At 64.3% G+C, this 20088-nt stretch carries 21 protein-coding genes; 4 read left to right on the top strand and 17 right to left on the bottom strand.

Features of this window, described 5'->3' with window-relative positions:
* Positions 1-41 precede the first annotated feature (41 nt).
* Genes galE through NK8_RS10730 form a run of 4 tightly spaced genes read right to left on the bottom strand, consistent with a single transcriptional unit; the run spans position 42 to position 4346 of the window.
* On the bottom strand, positions 42-1088 hold the full coding sequence (gene galE, locus NK8_RS10745) for a UDP-glucose 4-epimerase GalE (protein ID WP_213228610.1): 1047 nt from the start codon (positions 1086-1088) through the stop codon (positions 42-44).
* A 24-nt stretch (positions 1089-1112) separates the two neighbouring features.
* On the bottom strand, positions 1113-2252 hold the full coding sequence (locus NK8_RS10740) for a glycosyltransferase family 4 protein (RefSeq protein ID WP_213226306.1): 1140 nt from the start codon (positions 2250-2252) through the stop codon (positions 1113-1115).
* A gap of 28 nt (positions 2253-2280) precedes the next feature.
* The gene (locus NK8_RS10735; protein WP_213226305.1) at positions 2281-3087 is read right to left on the bottom strand and encodes a glycosyltransferase; all 807 of its coding nucleotides are present in this window, start codon (positions 3085-3087) and stop codon (positions 2281-2283) included.
* Positions 3084-4346 carry an oligosaccharide flippase family protein gene (locus tag NK8_RS10730; RefSeq protein WP_213226304.1) on the bottom strand — a complete coding sequence of 421 codons (1263 nt, stop codon included), beginning with the start codon at positions 4344-4346 and terminating at the stop codon, positions 3084-3086. Before NK8_RS10730 ends, NK8_RS10735 begins: the two co-directional genes overlap by 4 nt.
* A 458-nt stretch (positions 4347-4804) precedes the next feature.
* Here NK8_RS10730 and NK8_RS10725 point away from each other — a divergent pair, with 458 nt between their 5' ends.
* The 4 genes from NK8_RS10725 (at position 4805) to waaA (ending at position 9621) form a co-directional block, all read left to right on the top strand.
* Positions 4805-6205, top strand: coding sequence for a phosphomannomutase/phosphoglucomutase (locus tag NK8_RS10725; protein ID WP_213226303.1), 1401 nt, complete (start codon positions 4805-4807; stop codon positions 6203-6205).
* A gap of 191 nt (positions 6206-6396) precedes the next feature.
* A complete protein-coding gene (waaC, locus tag NK8_RS10720; RefSeq protein WP_367657786.1) occupies positions 6397-7338 on the top strand; it encodes a lipopolysaccharide heptosyltransferase I in 942 nt (313 codons plus the stop codon).
* Between the two features lie 52 nt (positions 7339-7390).
* Positions 7391-8275 carry a Kdo hydroxylase family protein gene (locus NK8_RS10715; protein WP_213226301.1) on the top strand — a complete coding sequence of 295 codons (885 nt, stop codon included), beginning with the start codon at positions 7391-7393 and terminating at the stop codon, positions 8273-8275.
* A 32-nt stretch (positions 8276-8307) separates the two neighbouring features.
* The gene (waaA, locus tag NK8_RS10710; protein ID WP_213228608.1) at positions 8308-9621 is read left to right on the top strand and encodes a lipid IV(A) 3-deoxy-D-manno-octulosonic acid transferase; all 1314 of its coding nucleotides are present in this window, start codon (positions 8308-8310) and stop codon (positions 9619-9621) included.
* A gap of 9 nt (positions 9622-9630) precedes the next feature.
* Here the strand turns inward: waaA and ureG are convergent, their stop codons facing one another.
* The 13 genes from ureG to urtD form a co-directional block, all read right to left on the bottom strand.
* Entirely contained in the window at positions 9631-10281 is a 651-nt protein-coding gene (ureG, locus tag NK8_RS10705) for an urease accessory protein UreG (protein ID WP_162066161.1), read from the bottom strand.
* Positions 10282-10292: 11 nt separating this feature from the next.
* Positions 10293-10973: an urease accessory protein UreF gene (locus NK8_RS10700; RefSeq protein ID WP_213228606.1), complete on the bottom strand. Its 681-nt coding sequence runs from the start codon at positions 10971-10973 to the stop codon at positions 10293-10295.
* Complete coding sequence (ureE, locus tag NK8_RS10695) at positions 10960-11565, bottom strand: urease accessory protein UreE (protein ID WP_213226300.1); 606 nt, start codon at positions 11563-11565, stop codon at positions 10960-10962. Before ureE ends, NK8_RS10700 begins: the two co-directional genes overlap by 14 nt.
* A 6-nt stretch (positions 11566-11571) precedes the next feature.
* The gene (ureC, locus tag NK8_RS10690; protein WP_213226299.1) at positions 11572-13278 is read right to left on the bottom strand and encodes an urease subunit alpha; all 1707 of its coding nucleotides are present in this window, start codon (positions 13276-13278) and stop codon (positions 11572-11574) included.
* A 15-nt stretch (positions 13279-13293) separates the two neighbouring features.
* A complete protein-coding gene (locus NK8_RS10685) occupies positions 13294-13599 on the bottom strand; it encodes an urease subunit beta (RefSeq protein ID WP_061176620.1) in 306 nt (101 codons plus the stop codon).
* 4 nt (positions 13600-13603) lie between these two features.
* Positions 13604-13906 (bottom strand): urease subunit gamma, encoded by a 303-nt coding sequence (locus NK8_RS10680; protein ID WP_008342482.1) that lies wholly within the window; start codon positions 13904-13906, stop codon positions 13604-13606.
* Between the two features lie 75 nt (positions 13907-13981).
* A complete protein-coding gene (locus NK8_RS10675; RefSeq protein ID WP_162066157.1) occupies positions 13982-14701 on the bottom strand; it encodes an amino acid ABC transporter ATP-binding protein in 720 nt (239 codons plus the stop codon).
* On the bottom strand, positions 14688-15338 hold the full coding sequence (locus NK8_RS10670; protein WP_213226298.1) for an amino acid ABC transporter permease: 651 nt from the start codon (positions 15336-15338) through the stop codon (positions 14688-14690). Before NK8_RS10670 ends, NK8_RS10675 begins: the two co-directional genes overlap by 14 nt.
* Positions 15335-16012: an amino acid ABC transporter permease gene (locus NK8_RS10665; RefSeq protein ID WP_162066155.1), complete on the bottom strand. Its 678-nt coding sequence runs from the start codon at positions 16010-16012 to the stop codon at positions 15335-15337. Before NK8_RS10665 ends, NK8_RS10670 begins: the two co-directional genes overlap by 4 nt.
* A gap of 18 nt (positions 16013-16030) precedes the next feature.
* Positions 16031-16819: a transporter substrate-binding domain-containing protein gene (locus NK8_RS10660; RefSeq protein ID WP_162066154.1), complete on the bottom strand. Its 789-nt coding sequence runs from the start codon at positions 16817-16819 to the stop codon at positions 16031-16033.
* Positions 16820-16991: 172 nt separating this feature from the next.
* Entirely contained in the window at positions 16992-17852 is an 861-nt protein-coding gene (locus NK8_RS10655; RefSeq protein ID WP_213226297.1) for an urease accessory protein UreD, read from the bottom strand.
* A 29-nt stretch (positions 17853-17881) separates the two neighbouring features.
* On the bottom strand, positions 17882-18574 hold the full coding sequence (gene urtE / locus NK8_RS10650) for an urea ABC transporter ATP-binding subunit UrtE (RefSeq protein WP_162066152.1): 693 nt from the start codon (positions 18572-18574) through the stop codon (positions 17882-17884).
* 660 nt (positions 18575-19234) lie between these two features.
* Complete coding sequence (gene urtD / locus NK8_RS10645) at positions 19235-20065, bottom strand: urea ABC transporter ATP-binding protein UrtD (RefSeq protein ID WP_213228604.1); 831 nt, start codon at positions 20063-20065, stop codon at positions 19235-19237.
* Between the last annotated feature and the right edge of the window lie 23 nt (positions 20066-20088).

The raw sequence follows: 20088 nt of genomic DNA, 5'->3' as shown, positions 1-20088 counted from the left end.
CCCGCATCGCCGAAAACGCCGGTGCGGGCCGCAGCGAGACTTTACGCGAACCCTTGCGGATTTTGCGACTGCCAGCGCCAGTGGTCCGCGCACATGCGTTCGATGCCGTGCTCCGCGCGCCAGCCGATCAGCTTCGCGGCGGCGGCCGGATCGGCGTAACAGGCGGCGATGTCGCCCGGACGGCGCGGCACGAGTTCGTACGGCACCTGTTTGCCCGACGCCGCTTCGAACGCCTTCACGACATCGAGCACGCTATAGCCCTGGCCTGTGCCGAGATTCACGACGAAGCTGCGGTCGAGCGTCTTCAGCGCGTCGATGGCCGCGATATGCCCGCGCGCCAGATCCACGACGTGGATGTAATCGCGCACGCCGGTGCCGTCGTGCGTATCGTAGTCGCTGCCGAATACGCGCAGGCGTTCCAGCTTGCCGACCGCCACCTGCGCGACATACGGCATCAGGTTGTTCGGAATGCCCGCCGGATCCTCGCCGATCAGGCCGCTCTCATGCGCGCCGACCGGATTGAAATAGCGCAGCGTCGCGATGCGCCACGACGGATCGGAGATTTCGAGGTCGCGCAGAATCTGCTCGGCGATGAGTTTCGACTGGCCATAAGGATTGGTCGCCGAGAGCGGAAACGATTCGTCGATCGGCACGCTTTGCGGCACGCCGTAGACCGTCGCGGACGAACTGAACACGAAGCTGCGCACGTTGCGCGCCTTCATCACGTTGAGCACGGCGAGCAGGCTGCCGATATTGTTGCTGTAGTACTCGACCGGCTTCGCGACCGATTCGCCCACGGCCTTCAGCGCGGCGAAGTGAATCGCGCCGGTGATGTCGTGCGCGTCGAAGATGCGACCGAGCGCGGCTTCGTCGCGCGCATCGGCTTCGTAGAACGCGACGCTCTTTCCGGCGATGCGCTCGACGCGCTTCAGCGCTTCAGCGCGGCTGTTGACGAGATTGTCGATGACCACGACGCCATAACCCGCGCCGAGCAGTTCCACGCACGTATGCGAACCGATGAAGCCCGCGCCGCCCGTGACGAGAATCGTACCTTTCGCACCCGTGTTCGGCGACTGATTGCCATTCATCATGCGTTCTCCAGAAAACTCGAATCAGAGTGAAATGCCGGTAATGGCATGTATTGTGCCCTTGTAGCGTTCGACGACGTTTTTTTCGTCGAATTCGCTGGTGACTTTTGCGCGGCCGCGCTGCGCCATCGCCTCACGCTCTTCGTGGGAGAGCGTCAGCATGCGTTCGAGCGCCTGCGTCAGGCTGTCGGCGTTCTTCACCTCGCAGAGCAGGCCGTTTACGCCGTGTTCGACGACCTCGCGGCAGCCGGGCACATCGGTGGCGACGATCGGCCGGCCCATCGCCGACGCTTCCATCAGCGTGCGCGGCACGCCTTCGCGATACGACGGCAGCACGACGCAATCGGCCTTGGCCACGAGCGGGCGCACGTCGTTCGCTTCGCCCAGATATTCGACGATATTCTCCGCTTCCCACTTCTGCACGTCCGTGCGGCTGATCGCGCTCGGATTGTCGACGCCGACCGGCCCCAGCAACTGAAAACGCGCGTGCGGAAATTTCGCGCGAATGCGGCGCGCGGCTTCGACGTATTCCGCGACGCCCTTATCCCACAACAGCCGGCCGATCAGGATGAACACGAAATCGTCGCGCGCGGGCAGCGGCTGAAACGCGAATTCATCGAGATCGACGCCTTCGCCATGCAGACGCCGCGCGCGATCCGGATGCGCGAGCAGATTCTCGTGCAGGAACGCGTCGTGATCGTCGCGATTCAGAAACCACACTTCACGCGGAAAGCGGAACGCGAAACGGTACAGCCGCTTGGCGACCTGCGCCGTGCGGCTCTTCTGAATGAAGACGTAGCCGAGACCCGTCGTGACCGCGATCGACGGCACGCGCGCGAGCATCGCGGCCAGCGATCCGTAGATGTTCGGCTTGATCGTGTAGTGAAACACGATATGCGGTCGCGTCGCGCGATACTCGCGATACAGCGCGGCGAGCGTCTTCAGATCCTGACGCGGGTCCGTTCCCTTCGACGCCACCGGCAGTTCGACGCAGCGGCAGCCCATCTCCGTGAGCGGCTCGAAGGTGCGGTCGCGCGGCGCGATGATCGTCACTTGCGCGCCGCGCGCGGCCAGCATGCGCAGCACGCCGCGCCGGTAGGTGTAGATCGCCCACGCCGTGTTGCACACGAGGGCGATGCGAAGACTCGACTTTTCTTTCGTCATCCGGAAGAGCGCTCAAACATTGGAAATTTCACGCGGAAGAAGTGCTTTTCAGAAACCGCGCCTTCAGGCCGCGCAGCGCGCGATACGGCAACACCAGATGCGCGATGCTCTTCGTCACGCCGACCCAGTCGAGCGGATTCGACACGCGCAGGTGGCGCAGTTGCAGCCGCAGCGTGGAGATCACCTGCGCGCGCCGCTTCGTCGCGCTGATGCCGCTTTCGTTCAGCTCGTAGAAGAGGCCGAACTCCGGCAGATTCGCGCCGTCGTGCCGCTGGAGCAGCCGCAGGATCAGATCGAGATCCTCGGCGGCGCGGTACTGCGCGCGATAGTTTCCTGCGTCGATCACGGCTTCGACACGCAGCATCAGCGAGGGATGCGTGAAGCACGTGCGCGCGAGCATCATGCGGCGGATTGCGGCGGGCTCGGTCGGCGGCGTGAGGTCGAAGAGCGACGCGCCGCTGGTCGACACGACGTGCGTCCACATGCCCAGCACGGCCACTCGCGGATGCGCGTCCAGATACGCGCGCTGTTTCGCGAGACGGCCTGGCGTGGCGAGATCGCCCGCGTCGATGCGCGCCGCATAGCGTACGCCGCGCGCCGCGAGCGCCGCGACGCCCGCTTCGAGCGCGCGCTCGATGCCGCCGTTTTGCGCCATCCGCAGAATTGCGATCCGCATGCCGTCGATGACTGGAGCTGCGATCGATGGCGTGCTGCCATCGTCGACGATCAGCACATCGACCGTCGACGTTTCGCTGAACGACGCGAGCGTGCGTTCGACCTCGGCCTGGCCGTTGAATGCGGGCATCAGGACGGTCACATCGGAGAGATCGTTCATGCGCGCAGCCGGAAGCGAATGTAGTAGAAGTTCACCGACGCCGCCGCGACATAACCCGCCGCGAGACCGAGCAGCGCGCCGTAACCTTCGAAGCGGCGAATCGCGAACCAGTTCACCGCGAACGCGACCGCGAGCGCGAGCAGCCATTTCGACAACAGCACGTACTTCGCCTGATATTTCAGCACGACGAGATTGCCGATCGCCTCGATGCCCGCCGGCACGGAAAGCCACACGGCCCAGCGGAAGATATCGGCGGCGCCGGCATAGTTCGGCCCGAACACGCGCGCGATGATGAAGCCCGCGAGCGCGTCGAGGACGGCGGCGCCCGCGATCATCAGCGCGGCGGTCATCGCGAACAGGCGCACGAGGTTGCGTCTGAGGCGCGCGGTTTCCTGCACGCGATAGATGAACGCCGGCGCGATGGTCTGCGAGAGCATCAGCGCGAGCGCGATCCAGTTCTCGTTCAACTGCTGCGCGGCGGAGTACAGCCCGAGTTCGGCGAACGATACGCGATGCGCGAGCATCAGCCGGTCGAGCTTCAGGAACAGATACATGCAGATGAGCCCGAGCCAGAACACCGTGCCTGCGCTCGCGAAATGCCGGAACAGCGCGCGATCGACACGCCAGCCGAGCTTGCCGCCGTGACGGCGCATGTAGTACACGACGAGCGCGGCGCTGATCGCCGCGGCCTCGAGCGCCCAGAGCCAGCCGAAGCCCGGCGCCGCGGCTGCTGCGCGCACCAGCGCGAACACGAGCGCCGCCTTGACGATGGCGGCGGCCATGCTCGCGATGAGTTGCGGCTTGCTATACGTGAGACTTTGCAGCCACGAATTCACGACGCCGATGAACGGCTCGCGAAACAGCAGCGTGACGGCGAGACCGGCGAGCATCAGCCCGACCATCGGATCGGTGCCGCCCGCCGCGATCCACGTCCAGGTGAGCGCGAGCGCGACGACCGAGACGCCCATGCGCAGCACGAACGCGCTGCCGAGCACCGCGCCGGTTTCGGCGGGCGGGCGGTTGACGATCGTCGGCACGAGAATCTCCGCGCCGCACACCCAGGTGATCGGCGCGATCACGAGCAAGAGCGTGTTCGCGTATTGCCATTTGCCGAAGTCATCGGGGCCGAGATAGCGCGCGAGCAGGCCCGAAATGACGATGGCGACGGCGATCTGCGTGAGCCGCTCGAGCCCGAGCCACACGATATTGGCGAGCGCGCGGGCGACGTCCGGATTGCCGGAGCGCGTCAGTGCCTTCATTCGATCAGTCCCGCCGTGCAAATGGGCACGCGGCGTGCTACCGAAACCTGATGACCTGAAAAATGGGCGTCATCCGTCAACTTTTGTGTGTTTGCGCGCGGACGCGCCTCATTCGAAGGCATCGAGGCGAAAGAGCGTTTGAGCATTGGATTAGAATGAACGCGCAGGCTTGAACTGGGTTTGTTCCGGCGCGCGGCAATCCCGAGAGCGCTGAAAGACAGCGATTATAAGTGCGATCACGCAGCACACTCGCCGCCCGCCGCTCCGGTTCTGCATCCATTGCATCCAAATGTATCTTTCGTGTTGATTTATCAGACGCATAGGCAGAATTCGATACGTCATCTGGCAGTCGTTCGCGCGTTTCCCGCAGCAGCGGCGCGCCCACCGTCACGACCTGCACGCCCTCATGGCTGCATCGCCGAGAATCCATCAATTAATAGAGAAGAGGTAGCCATCTCATGAGCCAAGTATCCCAATCCATCTTCAAGGCCTACGACATTCGCGGTATCGTCGGCAAGACGGTCGACAAGGACGTTGCGAAGAGCATCGGCCAGGCCTTCGGCAGCGAGATCAAAAGCCAAGGCGGCGACTCGGTCGTGGTCGCGCGCGACGGGCGTCTGTCGGGTCCCGAACTCGTCGGCGCGCTCGCCGAGGGCTTGCGCGCGGCGGGTGTCGATGTCGTCGATGTCGGCATGGTGCCCACGCCGGTCGGCTACTTCGCGGCGAGCGTGCCGCTGCCGTTGCCTTCTGGCGAGCGGCGCGTGGATTCGTGCATGGTCGTGACGGGCAGCCACAATCCGCCGGACTACAACGGTTTCAAGATGGTGCTGCGCGGCGCGGCGATCTACGGCGATCAGATTCAGGGCTTGTACAAGCGCATCGTCGACAGCGACTTCACGACGGGCGAAGGCTCGTACACCGAGTTCGACGTATCGCAGATGTATCTCGACCGCATCGTGTCGGACGTGAAGCCGGTGCGCCCGATGAAGATCGTCGTCGACACGGGCAACGGCGTCGCGGGCGGGCTCGCGCCGAAGCTGTTCAAGGCGCTCGGCTGCGAGCTGGTCGAACTGTTCACGGACATCGACGGCACCTTCCCGAACCATCACCCGGACCCGGCGCATCCGGAAAACCTGCAGGACGTGATCAAGGCGCTCAAGGAAACGGATGCCGAAGTCGGCTTCGCATTCGATGGCGACGGTGATCGTCTCGGCGTCGTGACCAAGGACGGGCAGGTCATCTATCCGGATCGCCAGTTGATGCTGTTCGCGCAGGAAGTGCTGTCGCGCAACAAGGGCGGCCAGATCATTTATGACGTGAAGTGCACGCGCAATCTGGCGAAGTGGGTGCGCGAGCAGGGCGGCGAACCGGTGATGTGGAAGACCGGCCATTCGCTCGTGAAGGCGAAGTTGCGCGAGACGGGCGCGCCGCTCGCGGGCGAGATGAGCGGCCACGTGTTCTTCAAGGATCGCTGGTATGGCTTCGACGACGGCCTGTACACCGGCGCGCGCATGCTGGAAATCCTCTCGCGCGTGGCGGACCCGAGCAAGCTGCTCAACGATCTGCCAAATTCGCTGTCGACGCCCGAGTTGCAGTTGAAGCTGGAAGAGGGCGAAAACTTTGCGCTGATCGCGAAGCTGCAACAGAACGCGAAGTTCACCGGCGCGGACGATGTGCTGACGATCGATGGTTTGCGCGTGGAATACCCCGATGGGTTCGGACTGGCGCGCTCGTCGAATACGACGCCGGTCGTCGTGATGCGCTTCGAAGCGGATAGCGACGCGGCGCTCAAGCGCATTCAGGAAGATTTTCGCCGGGTGATCATGGCGGAGAAGCCGGACGCGAAGTTGCCGTTCTGAACGGCTTGCGCAGTGGATGATAAAGCGGCACGGTTTTGCGACCGTGCCGTTTTTTGCTTATGTGACGCGTGCGCCGCGCTAAAATCCCCGTTTTCCCGCTCACTTCCGCCGCGCAGTCCGCGCCTCCCCATCTCAGCGTGCAAAAGATCCTGATCGTCCGCGTGTCGTCGCTCGGCGACGTCGTCCACAACATGCCGGCCATCGCCGACATCCGCCGCCGCTATCCCGATGCGCAGATCGACTGGCTCGTCGAGGAAAGCTTCGCGAGTCTCGTCGAACTGGTTCACGGCGTGCGCCGCGCGATTCCGTTTTCGCTCAGGCGCTGGCGACGCGCGTTCACATCGCCCGCGAACTGGCGCGAGATCGGCAAGTTCAAGCGCGAGCTCGCCGCCGAGAAATACGATCTTGTGATCGACTGCCAGGGGCTCATCAAGACCGCGTGGGTCGGGAGCTGGGCGCGCGGGCCGCTCGTCGGCCTCGGCAACCGGACGGACGGCGCGGGTTACGAATGGCCCGTGCGCTTCTTCTACGACCGGCGCGTGCCGATCGAGCCGCGCACGCATGTGGTCGAGCGCACGCGGCAACTGGTGGCGGCGGCGCTCGATCTGCCGAAGCCGCAGATGACCGACGACATCGACTTCGGCCTCGACACACGACGCGCGACGCTCGCCGTCTCCGAGCTCGGGCTGAACCTGCCGGTGCCGTATGTCGTGTTCGTGCACGCCACCTCGCGCGCCGACAAGCAATGGCCCGAAGCCGCGTGGATCGAACTCGGACAGGCGCTCGTGACGCGCGGTGCATCGATCGTGCTGCCGTGGGGCAGCGACGCCGAACGCGAAACGAGCGAAAAGCTCGCGAAGGAGTTCGGCGCGGCCGCGATCGTGCCGCCGAAGATGTCGCTGCCCGCGGTCGTTGGACTGATCGACGGGGCTGCTGCGACCGTCGGCGTCGATACGGGCTTGGTGCATATTGCCGCGGCGCTGAAGCGTCCGACCGTCGAGTTGTACAATTTCTCGACCGCATGGCGCACCGGCGGCTACTGGTCGCCGCAGGTGGTCAATCTCGGCGACGCGAGCCGGCATCCGACGCTCTCCGAAGTCAAGACCGCGCTCGCGGGCTTCGGCCTGCTGTAGCGTGTCCATCGTGCGCGGCGCCGTGCGCGGACAACTCAAGGTCGTAGACACAATGACGGAATCTCAAATCATCGAAGTCGCGTCGGGCGATTGGCAGGGCAAGAATTTGTCCTTGCCGCGCGAGACGCTCCTTGCCGGCGTCGAAAACGGCAAGGTGCTGTATTTCCCCAATCTGCGGTTTCCGATCGAAGGCGGCGAAGTCGCGCTGCTCGATCCGCAGATCGCGGACCCGAAGCGCAAGAACATCAGCCTCGCGCCCAACGGCGGCGCGCTTGCCGGCGTGCTCGGCGACAACGTGATGCAATCGGCGGTGCGCTCGCTCATCAAGCGTTATCAGGATCATGCGCGCTCGCTCGTCGACGGGCTCTTTCCCGAGTACGACGGCACGCTGCGGGCCGCGCCCACGAGTCTTCGGCTGCATCAGGTCGAAACGCGCGAGACCTCCTGGCGCAAGGACGACAGCCGCCTGCACGTCGATGCCTTCCCGTCGCGGCCGAACTACGGCGAGCGCATCCTGCGCGTGTTCACGAACATCAACCCGAAAGGCGCGCCGCGCGTCTGGCGCGTGGGCGAACCGTTCGAGGACATGGCGCAGCGCTTCCTGCCCGGCATCAAGGCGCAGATGCCCGGCTCCGCGTGGCTCATGAATCTGCTGCATGTCACGAAATCGCCGCGCAGCGAGTACGACCATCTGATGCTGCATCTGCATGACGCAATGAAGGCCGATCTCGACTATCAGAAGACTTCGCCGCAGGAGACCATGCCGTTTCCGCCCGGCTCGGTGTGGGTCTGCTTCTCCGATCACACTTCGCACGCGGTGATGTCCGGCCAGTTCATGATGGAGCAGACCTTCTTTTTGCCCGTCAAGGCGATGGCGCGTCCCGAGTGCGCGCCGCTCGGCATTCTCGAGCGCCTGAAGGGCCGGGCGCTCGTTTGAGCGGCGCGGCTTCTCCGGGCGCATCGGCGACGGTGCTCAGACGCGTCTACCGGGCGCTCTGGTGGATCGTCGCGCCGCTCGCGGTGCTGCGGCTCTATATCCGCTCGCGCAAGGAGCGCGGTTACCGCGAGCATATCGGCGAGCGCTTCGGGCGGGTCGCCCCGCGCCGCGCCGACGATCTCGCGCCGCTCATCTGGGTGCACGCGGTATCGGTCGGCGAGACGCGCGCGGCGCAACCGCTCATCGACGCCTTGCTGAAGGCGCATCCCGAGGCGCGCGTGCTGCTCACGCACATGACGCCGAGCGGCCGCGCGACGGGCGTCGAACTGTTCGGCGATCGCGTGCTGCGCAGCTATCTACCCTACGATCTGCCGGTGCTCGTGCGGCGCTTTCTGCGCGCGTGGCGGCCGTCGCTCGGCATCGTGATGGAGACGGAAGTCTGGCCGACGCTCATCGACGAATGCAAGCGCGCCGACGTGCCGCTCGTGCTGACGAATGCACGCATGTCCGAGCGTTCGTACCGGCGCGCGGCGAAGTTCGGGCGCGCCGTGCGCGAAGTGTTCGGCGGCTTTTCGCGCGTGCTCGCGCAGACGCCGTCCGACGCCGAACGACTCACCGCGCTCGGCGCGCGCAATGTCGCCGTGCTCGGCAATCTCAAATTCGACATGACCGCGCCGCCCGAATTGGTCGCGCGCGGTCAGGCGTGGCGCGCGGCGATCGGCGATCGGCCGGTGTGGGTGGCGGCCAGCACGCGCGAGGGTGAAGAGACGCTGGTGCTGCGCGCGTTCGCGGCGCTGAACGTGCCGAATGCGCTGCTGATTCTGGTGCCGCGTCATCCGCAGCGTTTCGATGAAGTGTCCGCGCTGATTTCGAGCCTGGGGCTGACGAGCGCGCGGCGCTCGGTGTGGGCGCCGAAGCCCGTCGCGGCGGGATCGGGCGCGGATGTGCCGGAACCGCTGCCGGCGAGCGTGCAGGTGCTGCTCGGCGATTCGATGGGCGAGCTCGGCGCGTATTACGCGGCGGCGGATCTCGCGTTCATCGGCGGAAGTCTGTTGCCGCTCGGCGGGCAGAATCTGATCGAGGCCTGCGCGGCGGGCGTGCCGGTGCTGATCGGGCCGCACACGTTCAATTTCACGCAGGCGACCAACGACGCGATCGCGGCGGGCGCCGCGCTGCGCGTGCAGGACCCGCAGGATCTCGCGCGCGGCCTGCGCGAGATTTTCAGCGACCGCGCCCGGCGCCTGGCGATGAGCGCGGCGGCGTCGGCATTCGCGGCGCGGCATCGCGGCGCGACGGAGCGCACGGTGAGTGTGCTGGGGGCGTTGCTGGAAGAGGGGGAGAAGTGAGCGCGTTGGTCACGCGACGAGCAGTCCCTTCTTCTCAATAAACCCAACCACCGCCTCCAGCCCTTCGAGCGCCTTCAGATTGCACATCACGAACGGCCTCTCTCCGCGCATCTTCTTCGCATCGCTTGCCATCACATCGAGATTCGCGCCGACATAAGGCGCGAGATCCGTCTTGTTGATCACGAGCAGATCCGACTTCGTGATCCCCGGCCCGCCCTTGCGCGGAATCTTCTCGCCGCCCGCGACATCGATCACGTAAATCGTCAGGTCGGACAACTCCGGGCTGAACGTCGCCGCGAGGTTATCGCCGCCCGATTCGATGAACACGATATCCGCATCCGGAAACTTCGACACCATGCGATCCACGGCTTCGAGATTGATCGACGCATCCTCGCGGATCGCCGTATGCGGGCAGCCGCCCGTTTCGACGCCCATGATGCGCTCGGCCGGCAGCGCGCCCGCGACGGTCAGCAGGCGCTGATCTTCCTTCGTATAGATATCGTTGGTGATGGCGACGAGATCGTATTTCTCGCGCATCGCCTTGCAGAGCATTTCGAGCAGCGTGGTCTTGCCGGAACCCACCGGCCCGCCCACGCCCACGCGCAACGGCGGCAGTTTCTTGGTTCGGCGGGCGGCGGAAGAATAAGCGGGAGCGTTCATGGAATATCGTCTCAGGAGCGGAAAAGCCGCGAGTATTGCGATTCATGCCGCGCCGACAGAATGCCGAGCTGCGGCGCGAAGGTATTGATCTGTTCAGGCGATGTAGCGAGCGCGCGGCGCACGGCGGCTTCGATCGGCTCGCGCAACGCGACGATGATGCGCTGCCCCGCGAGCTGGCCGAGCGGCACGGCCTTGAGCGCGGCCGCCGCCTGATTCTCGACCCAACTGAACGCATACGCCGCAAGCGCGGCTTCGGGTGCCGCGTCGTGCGCGAACGCGGCGAATGCGAAGGCGGTCGGTTGCGCGATCGGCTTGATCGCGGCGAGCGTCGCGCGGCGTGCCGCGTCGCCCCATTCGAGCGATGCACACAGTTGCGCGAGCGACCAGCCCATTTGCTCGGTTTCGCGTCTGAGTTCCGCCGATTCGCGGCTCGCGATGTATTCATCGTTCGCGTGGAGCAAAGCGGCTGCATCGTGCGAACGCCAGTGCCTGATCTGATGCGCGAGCAACGGCAATTCGCCGCGCGCGAGCACGTTGTTCAAGCCGCTCGCGATCCAGTCGCGCGCACTGTCGCCGTCGTGGATCAGACCGTGCTCGATCGCCGCTTCGAGGCCTTGCGAATAGCTGAACGCGCCGATCGGCAACGCCGGCGACGCGAGATGCAGCAGCGCCGTCAGCTCAGCGATGTGCATGGCCGTGATGATGATGGTCGTGGTCGTGACTATGGTCATGCCCGCACGACGAATGATCGTGGTCGTGCGAATGATCATGCCCGTGATGCTCGTCGAAGACCTTCTGCGCGAGCGCGTAGTCCTCGCTGAAGGTCTCGTCGTGGCCGTGCTTGTGGCCGCCGCCATACGCGCCCGTCTCGGGCTGGAACGGCTGCGACTCATGCGCGACGAGCACGGAGAGGCGCTTCAGCATGTCTTCGAGCACGGGATCGGCTTCGAGCTTCAGATAGTCCGCGCCGATTTCCACCGGCGTATGCCGGTTGCCGAGATGATACGCAGCGCGTGTCAGAAGCCGCACGCTCGACGCGCGCACGACGAGCACGTCCTCCGCCGCCGCGACCACACGCACGAAGCCGCCGTCATCCGCGACGAGCATGTCGCCGTCCGCGAGCACGGTGCCGCGCGGCATCACGAGGGCCACTTCCTCGCCGTTGTCGAGCGTGGCGGCGAGACGGCTCTTGCCGCGCGCATCGAACGGCAGGGTCAGGGTGGGCGCGCGCTTCACGAGCACGGGCGCGAGCTTGGCGGTCAGACGTTTGTCGATGGTACGCATGGGCACTCAGAACAGAAAATAGCGCTGCGCCATCGGCAGAACGGTGGCGGGATCGCAGGTGAGCAATTGCCCATCGGCGATCACCTGGTAGGTCTGCGGATCGACGCTGATGGACGGCTGCCATGCATTGTGAATCATGTCGGCCTTCGTCACATTGCGGCAGTTCTTCACCGCGACGATCTGCTTTTTCAATCCATAACGATCCGCGATGCGCGATTCCGCCGCCAGTTGCGACACGAACGTCAGCGACGTCTTGCCGAGCGCGCCGCCGCGCGTGGCGAACATCTCGCGGTAATGCACCGGCTGCGGCGTCGGAATCGAGGCGTTCGGGTCGCCCATCTGCGCGGCCGCGATCATGCCGCCCTTGACGATCATCGCGGGCTTCACGCCGAAAAACGCCGGCTCCCAGAACACGATATCGGCCCACTTGCCCGGCTCGATCGAACCGACTTCATGCGCGATGCCATGCGTGATCGCCGGATTGATCGTGTACTTCGCGACATAACGCTTCGCGCGAAAGTTGTCGTTGCGCGAGTTGTCCTCGGCCAGCGCGCCGCGTTGCACCTTCATCTTGTGCGCCGTCTGCCACGTGCGGATGATGACTTCGCCGACGCGGCCCATCGCCTGCGAATCGGAGGACAGCATCGACAAGGCGCCGAGATCGTGCAGGATGTCTTCCGCCGCGATCGTCTCGCGGCGAATGCGCGACTCCGCGAACGCGATGTCTTCCGCAATCGACGGATCGAGGTGATGGCACACCATCAGCATGTCGAGATGCTCGTCGAGCGTATTGATGGTGTAGGGACGCGTCGGATTGGTGGAAGAGGGCAGCACGTTCGATTCGCCCGCCACCTTGATGATGTCCGGCGCATGGCCGCCGCCCGCGCCTTCGGTGTGATACGTGTGGATCGTGCGGCCCTTGAATGCGGCGATGGTCGTCTCGACGAAGCCCGCTTCGTTGAGCGTGTCGGTGTGAATGGCGACTTGTGTGTCGGTGTCGTCGGCGACGGTGAGGCAATTGTCGATCGCGGCGGGCGTCGTGCCCCAGTCCTCGTGCAGCTTCAGACCGATCGCGCCCGCCTTCACCTGCTCGATCAACGGTTCCGGCAAGCTCGCGTTGCCCTTGCCGAGAAAGCCGAGATTGACCGGCCAGCCATCGGCGGCCTGCAGCATGCGTTCCATGTGCCACGGTCCCGGCGTGCAGGTCGTCGCGTTGGTGCCTGTCGCGGGGCCGGTGCCGCCGCCGAGCATCGTCGTGACGCCGCTCGCGAGCGCTTCGTCGATCTGCTGCGGGCTGATGAAGTGGATGTGCGTATCGACGCCGCCCGCCGTGACGATCATGCCTTCGCCCGCGATCACTTCCGTCGCCGCGCCGATCGCGATGTTCACGTTCGGCTGAATGTCCGGATTGCCCGCCTTGCCGATCGCGAAGATGCGTCCGCCCTTGATGCCGATATCGGCCTTCACGATGCCCCAGTGATCGAGGATCAGCGCGTTGGTCACGACGGTATCGACCACATCGGCGGCGGCGCGCTGCGACTGTCCCATGCCGTCGCGAATCACCTTGCCGCCGCCGAACTTCACTTCTTCGCCGTAGGTGGTGAAATCGCGCTCGACTTCGATGATGAGGTCCGTGTCGGCGAGGCGCACGCGGTCGCCGGTGGTCGGGCCGAACATTTCCGCATAAGCGCGGCGGCCGATGCGTAGCGTCATGTTTTCATTTCCTGTTCAGAGTGGGCCCATCACGAGGCCATTGAAGCCATAGACGCGCCGGTCGCCCGCGAGCGCGACGAGTTCTACCGTGCGTTCCTGTCCCGGCTCGAAGCGCACGGCAGTGCCCGCCGCGATGTTCAGGCGAAAGCCGCGCGCCGTCTCGCGCTCGAACTTGAGCGCCGCGTTGACTTCGTAGAAATGGAAGTGCGAGCCGACCTGCACGGGCCGGTCGCCATGATTCGCGACGACGACCGTCACGGTCTCGCGTCCCGCGTTGAGTTCGTGCTCGCCATCGTCGATGAAATATTCGCCGGGGATCATGTTCTTAAGGGATCGGATGATGAACCGTCACGAGCTTCGTGCCATCGGGGAAGGTCGCTTCGATCTGGATATCGGGGATCATCTCGGGCACGCCTTCCATCACATCGTCGCGCGTGAGGAGCGTGGTGCCGTAGTGCATGACTTCGGCGACGGTCTTGCCGTCGCGCGCCGCTTCCATCAATGCCGCCGATATGAACGCGACGGCTTCCGGATGATTGAGCTTGAGGCCGCGCGCACGGCGGCGTTCGGCGAGCAATGCCGCTGTGAAGATCAGCAGCTTGTCCTTTTCTCTGGGCGTGAGTTTCATGAGCTTCTTTTACGGAGAAAGGCGTTTCGGGCCTTGCAATGCTAGCATCGGATGGGCTTTCGGCGAGCTTGCATTTCACTGGATGAAGCGCTGCAGTTCGACGGTCGATGGCCGCTCGAAAATCGCTTCCGGCGCGCCCGATTCCCACACGCGTCCCTGATGCATGAACACGACCTTGTCGCTCACGCGGCGCGCGAAGCGCATTTCGTGCGTGACCATGATGAGCGTCATGCCATCACGCGCGAGGTCTTCGACGACTGCAAGCACTTCGCCGACGAGTTCGGGATCGAGCGCCGACGTGATCTCGTCGCAGAGCAATACGGTCGGCTTCATCGCCAGTGCGCGCGCGATCGCCACGCGTTGCTGCTGTCCGCCGGAAAGCTGATCGGGATACGCGTCGAACTTGTCGCCGAGACCGACGCGCTCCAGCACCGTATGCGCGGTCGCGCGCGCCTTCGCCTTGTGGATCTTCCTGACGACGGTCTGCGCGAGCATCACGTTCTCGCCGGCGGTGAGATGCGGAAATAGGTTGTACTGCTGAAACACCATGCCGACCTTGAGGCGCAGCGCGCGCAAGTCCGCATGACGCGCATCGACATGTTCGCCGTCGATTTCGATCGAGCCTTCGTCGATGCTTTCCAGTCCGTTCAACGTGCGCAGCAAGGTGCTCTTGCCCGAGCCGCTGCGTCCGATGATCGACACGACCTGGCCGCGCTCGACCGAAAAATCGATTCCCTTCAGCACCTGATTCGCGCCAAACTGCTTTTGAAGATTGCGTGTTTCAACGAGCGGCATTCCATTTCCTTTCGAGCGTGCGTGCATAACGCGTCAATGGATAGCAAAGCAGGAAGTAGATGACGGCGACGAGGCCATATACGAGGAACGGCCGGAACGTTGCATTCGAAATCATCGTGCCGGCCTTCGTGAGTTCGGTGAAGCCGATGATCGATACGAGCGCCGTGTCCTTCACCGCCTGCACCGCGAAGCCGACCGTCGGACCGACCGCGATGCGCGTCGCCTGCGGCAGGATCACGTGCCGCAACTGCTCGAAGTAGCTCATCGCCAGCGACGAGGACGCTTCCCACTGTCCCTGCGGCACCGCTTCGACCGCGCCGCGCCAGATCTCCGCGAGATAGGCGCTGGTGAAGAGCGTGAGACCGACCGTCGCGGCGAGCCAGGGCGATACATCGATGCCGAGCAGGGGCAAGCCGAAGAACACGAGGAACAGTTGCATCAGCAAAGGCGTGCCCTGAAAGATCTGGATATAGCCTTTGACGAGCGTGCTCAGCACATGCGATTTCGACACGCGCATCACGAGCAGCGCAAAGCCGACGACGCCGCCCAGCACGAACGACACGATCGACAGCACGACGGTCCAGCGCGCCGCGAGCAGCAGGTTCTCGAAGATCTGCGCGAGGGTGAATTCGATCATCGCGCACCGCTCCGGTTGTTCATCAGGAAGCGCTTGCCCACGGCGTTCAACGCGGTGCGCAGTACGAGCGCCATCGCGAGATACGCGGCCGTGATGAAGAAGAACGTCTCGAACGCGCGGAAGTTGCGTGACTGGATATAGCTCGCGGCATAGGTGAGGTCCGGCACCGAGATCTGCGATACGACCGCCGAGCCGAGCATCGTGATGACGATCTGGCTCGTGAGCGCGGGAAACACCTTCGCGAGCGCCTGCGGCAGCACGACATGGCGAAACGTCTCGCCGCGCGACATCGCAAGCGAGGCCGCCGCTTCGTGATGTCCCTTCGGCACCGCGCCGATGCCCGCGCGGATGATCTCGACCGAATACGCGCCGAGGTTCAGCGTCATCGCGAGAATCGCCGCGACGTATTCGCTCAGGTGAATGCCGAGCGCGGGCAGGCCGAAGAACACGAAGAACAGTTGCACGATGAACGGCGTGTTGCGGACCGCCTCGACATAGCCGCCGACGATCGCGCTCGCCCATGCATGCCGGCTGCCGCGCGCCGCTGCGCCGAGCACGCCGACCGTTACGCCGAGCGTCGTCGCGACGGCGGTCAGTGCAAGCGTCGTCGCTGCGCCGCTCGCGAACATGCCCGCGTATTGCGCGAGATCGGCGAAGTGGAGTTCATAGGCCATACGATGCCGTGCTCTCGATCAAAGGCTCGCGGGCAGCGGCTGACTGAACCACTTCTTCGACATCGTGTTGAGCGTGCCGTCCTTCTTCGCCTGCGCGATGGTGTCATCGACCTTGGCCATCAGGCGCGGCTCGTTCTTGTTCATGCCGACGAAGCACGGCGAATCCTTGATGATGAACTTCGCTTCCGGGCGGCGCGGCGGATTCTTCGCGAGGATCGCCGCCGCGACGATATTGCCCGCCGCGATCAGTTGCACCTGTCCCGAGAGAAACGCGGAGATGGTCGCGTTGTTGTCCTCGAAGCGCTTGATGGTGGCGTTCGGCGCCATCTGCGACAGCGCGATTTCTTCGAGCGCGCCGCGCGTCGCGCCGACGGTCTTGCCGGTGAGATCGGCGGGATTGCTCACCTTGATGTCGGCGGGGCCGAACACGCCCTGAAAGTAGGGCGCATATGGCGTCGAGAAATCGAGCACCTTCTCGCGTTCCGGCGTCTTGCCGAGCGACGAGATCACGAGATCGACCTTGTTGGTCGTGAGATACGGAATGCGGTTCGCGCTGTTGACGGGCACGAGTTCGAGTTTCACGTTCATCGACTTCGCGAGCAGCGCGGCCATGTCGACGTCGTAGCCTTGCGGCTTCATGTCCGCGCCGACCGAGCCGAAGGGCGGATAGTCCTCGGGCACGGCCACGCGCAGCGTGCCGTTCTTCGCGATGGTGTCGAGCGCGTCGGCGTGCGCGGCGAAGGGCGCGAGAGAAAGCAGCAGCGCGACGAGTGCGGTGCGTCGCGCGCGGGAGAACGTAGTGAGCATCGATGATCCTTCGGTCTTGAGCGGCCGCGTTGGAAAGCGCGGTTCTTGAGCCGAGGCTTAAAGCGAGAGTCGTGCCATCGATGCTTCCCCGTTGTGCCGTCTGCGTTTGCCGGTTCCGTGTCGAGCGACACGCACAACCGATGTGCAGCCGGATGCGCCGCGCTGGTGCGTACTAGGTAGTCCACAACCGCAGCGGCCGCGCATCGACGCCATGCACGAGCGGGCGCAGCTGCGTCCAGCAATCGGTGAGTGCGCGTTGCAGCGGCTCCATCGAGCGGCTGATTGCGCGCACGATCAGCACGCCCGGCGCAACGCACGATGCGCCCGCGCGCAGTTCATCGTCGAAGGGCAGTTGCGCGGTGAGGGCTTCGGCGAGCGCATCGTCGCAAGCGGGGCCGATCGCCCAGAGCGTGCCGTAGGCGGGGAAGCCTGCGAGCCCTTGCGCGCCATCGCGTAGCGGATCGGCTGCATCGAGCAGGGTGCGCTCGAACCAGAGCGTCGTGCCGTCGCGGCGCGCGATACGCGAGGTCGCCTTGATATGCCCTTGCGTCCATTTTTCGCCGGCGGCGGCGCGGCCGAGCAGCATCGCGTCCCAGCCGATGGCGCTCGCGCCTTCATCGAGCGTGAGATCGAATTCAAGCTCGACGTTCGACGATTCGAACACGATATTGTTCTGCGGCAGCCAGTCGAGCTTCGCGTGCGCCGCGAGACCGATGTCGATGCGCTGCGTCGCGAGCTTGCCGTTGGCCTTGTACCACTTGGTCGCGCCGGGCGTCGTGATGACGGCGTGCGTGTGCTCTTGCAGGCGGACGTCGATGAACAGGCGATCGCCGCCCGCCACGCCGCCCGGTGGATGCACGATCACCGAATGACAGATATCGCCTTCGGGATAGAGCGGCCGTTGCAATCGCAAGGGGCCTTCATGCTTGCGATGAACGCAGACCGTGCGGCCGTGCTGACGCGCGTAGCCGAGTTCGAGCGAGCCGCGCCAGATGTTCGGATCGAGCAGCGTTGCATGGGATTCGTGGAGCATGAGCGGTGCGTTTCAGAGCTGAGCCTGCATCATACGGCGATCAGCTCGCGCACTCCATGAGCGTCCATTTCCGCGCCGGTGCCGCCCGCGACGATTTCACCGCGGCTCATGACCCAGTAGCGGTCGGCGAGCTCGCGGGCGAAGTCGTAATACTGCTCGACGAGCAGCACCGTCATGCCCATTTCATCGACGAGCTGTCGTAACGTGCGGCCGATGTCGCGGATGATCGAGGGCTGGATGCCTTCGGTCGGCTCATCGAGGATGAGCAGTTGCGGCTCGCTCATTAGCGCGCGGCCGATGGCCAGTTGTTGCTGCTGACCGCCGGAGAGATCGCCGCCACGGCGGTTTTTCATGTCCTTGAGGACCGGGAAGAGCGCGTAGATGTGGTCGGGGATTTTTGATGGCGACTTGCGGCTCGCCGCGCCGACCAGCAAATTTTCTTCTACGGTGAGACGGCCGAAGATGTCGCGTCCTTGCGGGACGTAGGCGAGGCCGCTCGCGACGCGCGCGTGAGTGGGCATCGACGAGATCTTGTTGCCGCGCCAGTTGATGGTGCCGCTTTTGGTTGGGACGACGCCCATCAGGCAGCGCAGGAGCGTCGTTTTGCCGACGCCGTTGCGCCCGAGGAGCACGGTTAGCGTGCCGTCGGGGACGGTCATTTTCACATCGCGGAGGATGTGGCTGCCGCCGTAGTATTGGTTCAGGTTTTCGACTTCCAGCATTTGCTTTTCTCTGCTTGAGTTGGGCTTCTATGGAATCCTGAGTTCGTGTCGGTCTATTGGCACTGCCCCTCCCCGGGGCGGGGGTCACTTTCTTTGCTGCTGCAAAGAAAGTAACCAAAGAAAGCAGCTAGGTCACGGCCCGCGGTCACACGCAGTTTGGCCATGCTTGCCAGATGCGGTGGGCTCAGTAGCGAGTGCCCTTATAGGCCACATCCGGCTTGGACCGCGCACGGTCTGCCACATCGCACCAGGGAACAGACTGGTTCAGCACGAAAGGGCTCCAGCCCGCTTCGCGGCCGACCGGTCAATCGGGTCTGCGTGTGTTTCTGCGTTTCTCATTTCTCGTCGGTTTCCCTTGCAGACCCAACGGCAGCGCGTAGCGCTGTGCCGGAACTCTTTCGTGCTGAACCAGCGCGCCAAAAGTTATGGCTTGTCAGACCGTGCGCGGTCCAAGCCCGATTAGGCCTGTGAGGGCACTCGCTACAGAGGCCACGAACAACGAGAAGAACACCCAAATTGCGTGTGACCGCGGGCGTGTCGAGCTGCTTTCTTTGGTTACTTTCTTTGCAGCAGCAAAGAAAGTGACTGCCGCCCCGCACAGGGGCAGTGCCAATAGACCGACACGAAATCAGGATTCCATGAAAGCCCCAAAAAAAACCATCAACGCCCAAGATAAGACTCAATAACGGCCTCGTCCCGTTTGACGTCATCCAACGAGCCTTCAGCAAGAACACTCCCTTCAGCCATCACAGTAACCTTCCCATTCACACCAGCAAGCGCAGCAACAAACTCCATATCATGCTCGACGACCATCATCGAACACGAACCCCTGAGCTTGTTCAAAAGCTCCGCCAACTCCATGGTTTCGTGATCGGTCATCCCGGCGGCGGGTTCATCGAGAAGCAGAAGGGAAGGCTGCTGCATCAGCAACATGCCGATCTCGAGCCGCTGCTTCTGCCCATGCGAAAGCTCGCCCGCAAGCCGCGTCGCCTGATGCTGCAGGCGAATCAGCTCCAGTGTCTCTTCGATGCGCGCCTGCGCCTGCCCATCCAGCCGCGCACGCAACGATGCGAACCACCGCTTGTCGGTCTTCATCGCGAGTTCGAGGTTCTCCCACACAGGATGATTCTCGAACACAGTCGGCTTCTGAAATTTGCGACCGATGCCCGTGCGCGCGATCACCGGCTCCGACATGCGCGCGAGATCGAGCGTCTGCCCGAGAAAGACCTTGCCCGCATCGGGCCGCGTCTTGCCCGTGATGACATCCATCATGGTGGTCTTGCCCGCGCCGTTCGGGCCGATCACGCAGCGCAATTCGCCCACGTCGATGGAAAGCGTCAGCTTGTTCAACGCGCGAAAGCCGTCGAAGCTCACGGTCACGTCTTCGAGATAGAGAATCGTGCCGTGCGATATGTCGATCTCGCCGGGCGCGAGCACATGCCCCAGGCCCGCGACGCTGTTCAGGCCGATGCGCTCGTCGAGCGGTGGCATCGGCGGCAGATCGACGATCAGTG

The organism is Caballeronia sp. NK8, from assembly GCF_018408855.1.
GTDB lineage: Bacteria > Pseudomonadota > Gammaproteobacteria > Burkholderiales > Burkholderiaceae > Caballeronia.
The sequence above is the reverse complement of the archived record's forward strand: the minus strand, read 5'-3'. Positions and strand labels throughout refer to the sequence as shown.

What these genes read in the sequence shown, in the direction of transcription:
- galE (WP_213228610.1), bottom strand. Translation starts at nt 1,088, where the DNA reads ATGAATGGCAATCAGTCGCCGAACACGGGTGCGAAAGGTACGATTCTC.
- NK8_RS10740 (WP_213226306.1), bottom strand. Translation starts at nt 2,252, where the DNA reads ATGACGAAAGAAAAGTCGAGTCTTCGCATCGCCCTCGTGTGCAACACG.
- NK8_RS10735 (WP_213226305.1), bottom strand. Translation starts at nt 3,087, where the DNA reads ATGAACGATCTCTCCGATGTGACCGTCCTGATGCCCGCATTCAACGGC.
- NK8_RS10730 (WP_213226304.1), bottom strand. Translation starts at nt 4,346, where the DNA reads ATGAAGGCACTGACGCGCTCCGGCAATCCGGACGTCGCCCGCGCGCTC.
- NK8_RS10725 (WP_213226303.1), top strand. Translation starts at nt 4,805, where the DNA reads ATGAGCCAAGTATCCCAATCCATCTTCAAGGCCTACGACATTCGCGGT.
- waaC (WP_367657786.1), top strand. Translation starts at nt 6,397, where the DNA reads ATGCCGGCCATCGCCGACATCCGCCGCCGCTATCCCGATGCGCAGATC.
- NK8_RS10715 (WP_213226301.1), top strand. Translation starts at nt 7,391, where the DNA reads ATGACGGAATCTCAAATCATCGAAGTCGCGTCGGGCGATTGGCAGGGC.
- ureG (WP_162066161.1), bottom strand. Translation starts at nt 10,281, where the DNA reads ATGAACGCTCCCGCTTATTCTTCCGCCGCCCGCCGAACCAAGAAACTG.
- NK8_RS10700 (WP_213228606.1), bottom strand. Translation starts at nt 10,973, where the DNA reads ATGCACATCGCTGAGCTGACGGCGCTGCTGCATCTCGCGTCGCCGGCG.
- ureE (WP_213226300.1), bottom strand. Translation starts at nt 11,565, where the DNA reads ATGCGTACCATCGACAAACGTCTGACCGCCAAGCTCGCGCCCGTGCTC.
- ureC (WP_213226299.1), bottom strand. Translation starts at nt 13,278, where the DNA reads ATGACGCTACGCATCGGCCGCCGCGCTTATGCGGAAATGTTCGGCCCG.
- NK8_RS10685 (WP_061176620.1), bottom strand. Translation starts at nt 13,599, where the DNA reads ATGATCCCCGGCGAATATTTCATCGACGATGGCGAGCACGAACTCAAC.
- NK8_RS10680 (WP_008342482.1), bottom strand. Translation starts at nt 13,906, where the DNA reads ATGAAACTCACGCCCAGAGAAAAGGACAAGCTGCTGATCTTCACAGCG.
- NK8_RS10675 (WP_162066157.1), bottom strand. Translation starts at nt 14,701, where the DNA reads ATGCCGCTCGTTGAAACACGCAATCTTCAAAAGCAGTTTGGCGCGAAT.
- NK8_RS10670 (WP_213226298.1), bottom strand. Translation starts at nt 15,338, where the DNA reads ATGATCGAATTCACCCTCGCGCAGATCTTCGAGAACCTGCTGCTCGCG.
- NK8_RS10665 (WP_162066155.1), bottom strand. Translation starts at nt 16,012, where the DNA reads ATGGCCTATGAACTCCACTTCGCCGATCTCGCGCAATACGCGGGCATG.
- NK8_RS10660 (WP_162066154.1), bottom strand. Translation starts at nt 16,819, where the DNA reads ATGCTCACTACGTTCTCCCGCGCGCGACGCACCGCACTCGTCGCGCTG.
- NK8_RS10655 (WP_213226297.1), bottom strand. Translation starts at nt 17,852, where the DNA reads ATGCTCCACGAATCCCATGCAACGCTGCTCGATCCGAACATCTGGCGC.
- urtE (WP_162066152.1), bottom strand. Translation starts at nt 18,574, where the DNA reads ATGCTGGAAGTCGAAAACCTGAACCAATACTACGGCGGCAGCCACATC.
- urtD (WP_213228604.1), bottom strand. Translation starts at nt 20,065, where the DNA reads ATGCCACCGCTCGACGAGCGCATCGGCCTGAACAGCGTCGCGGGCCTG.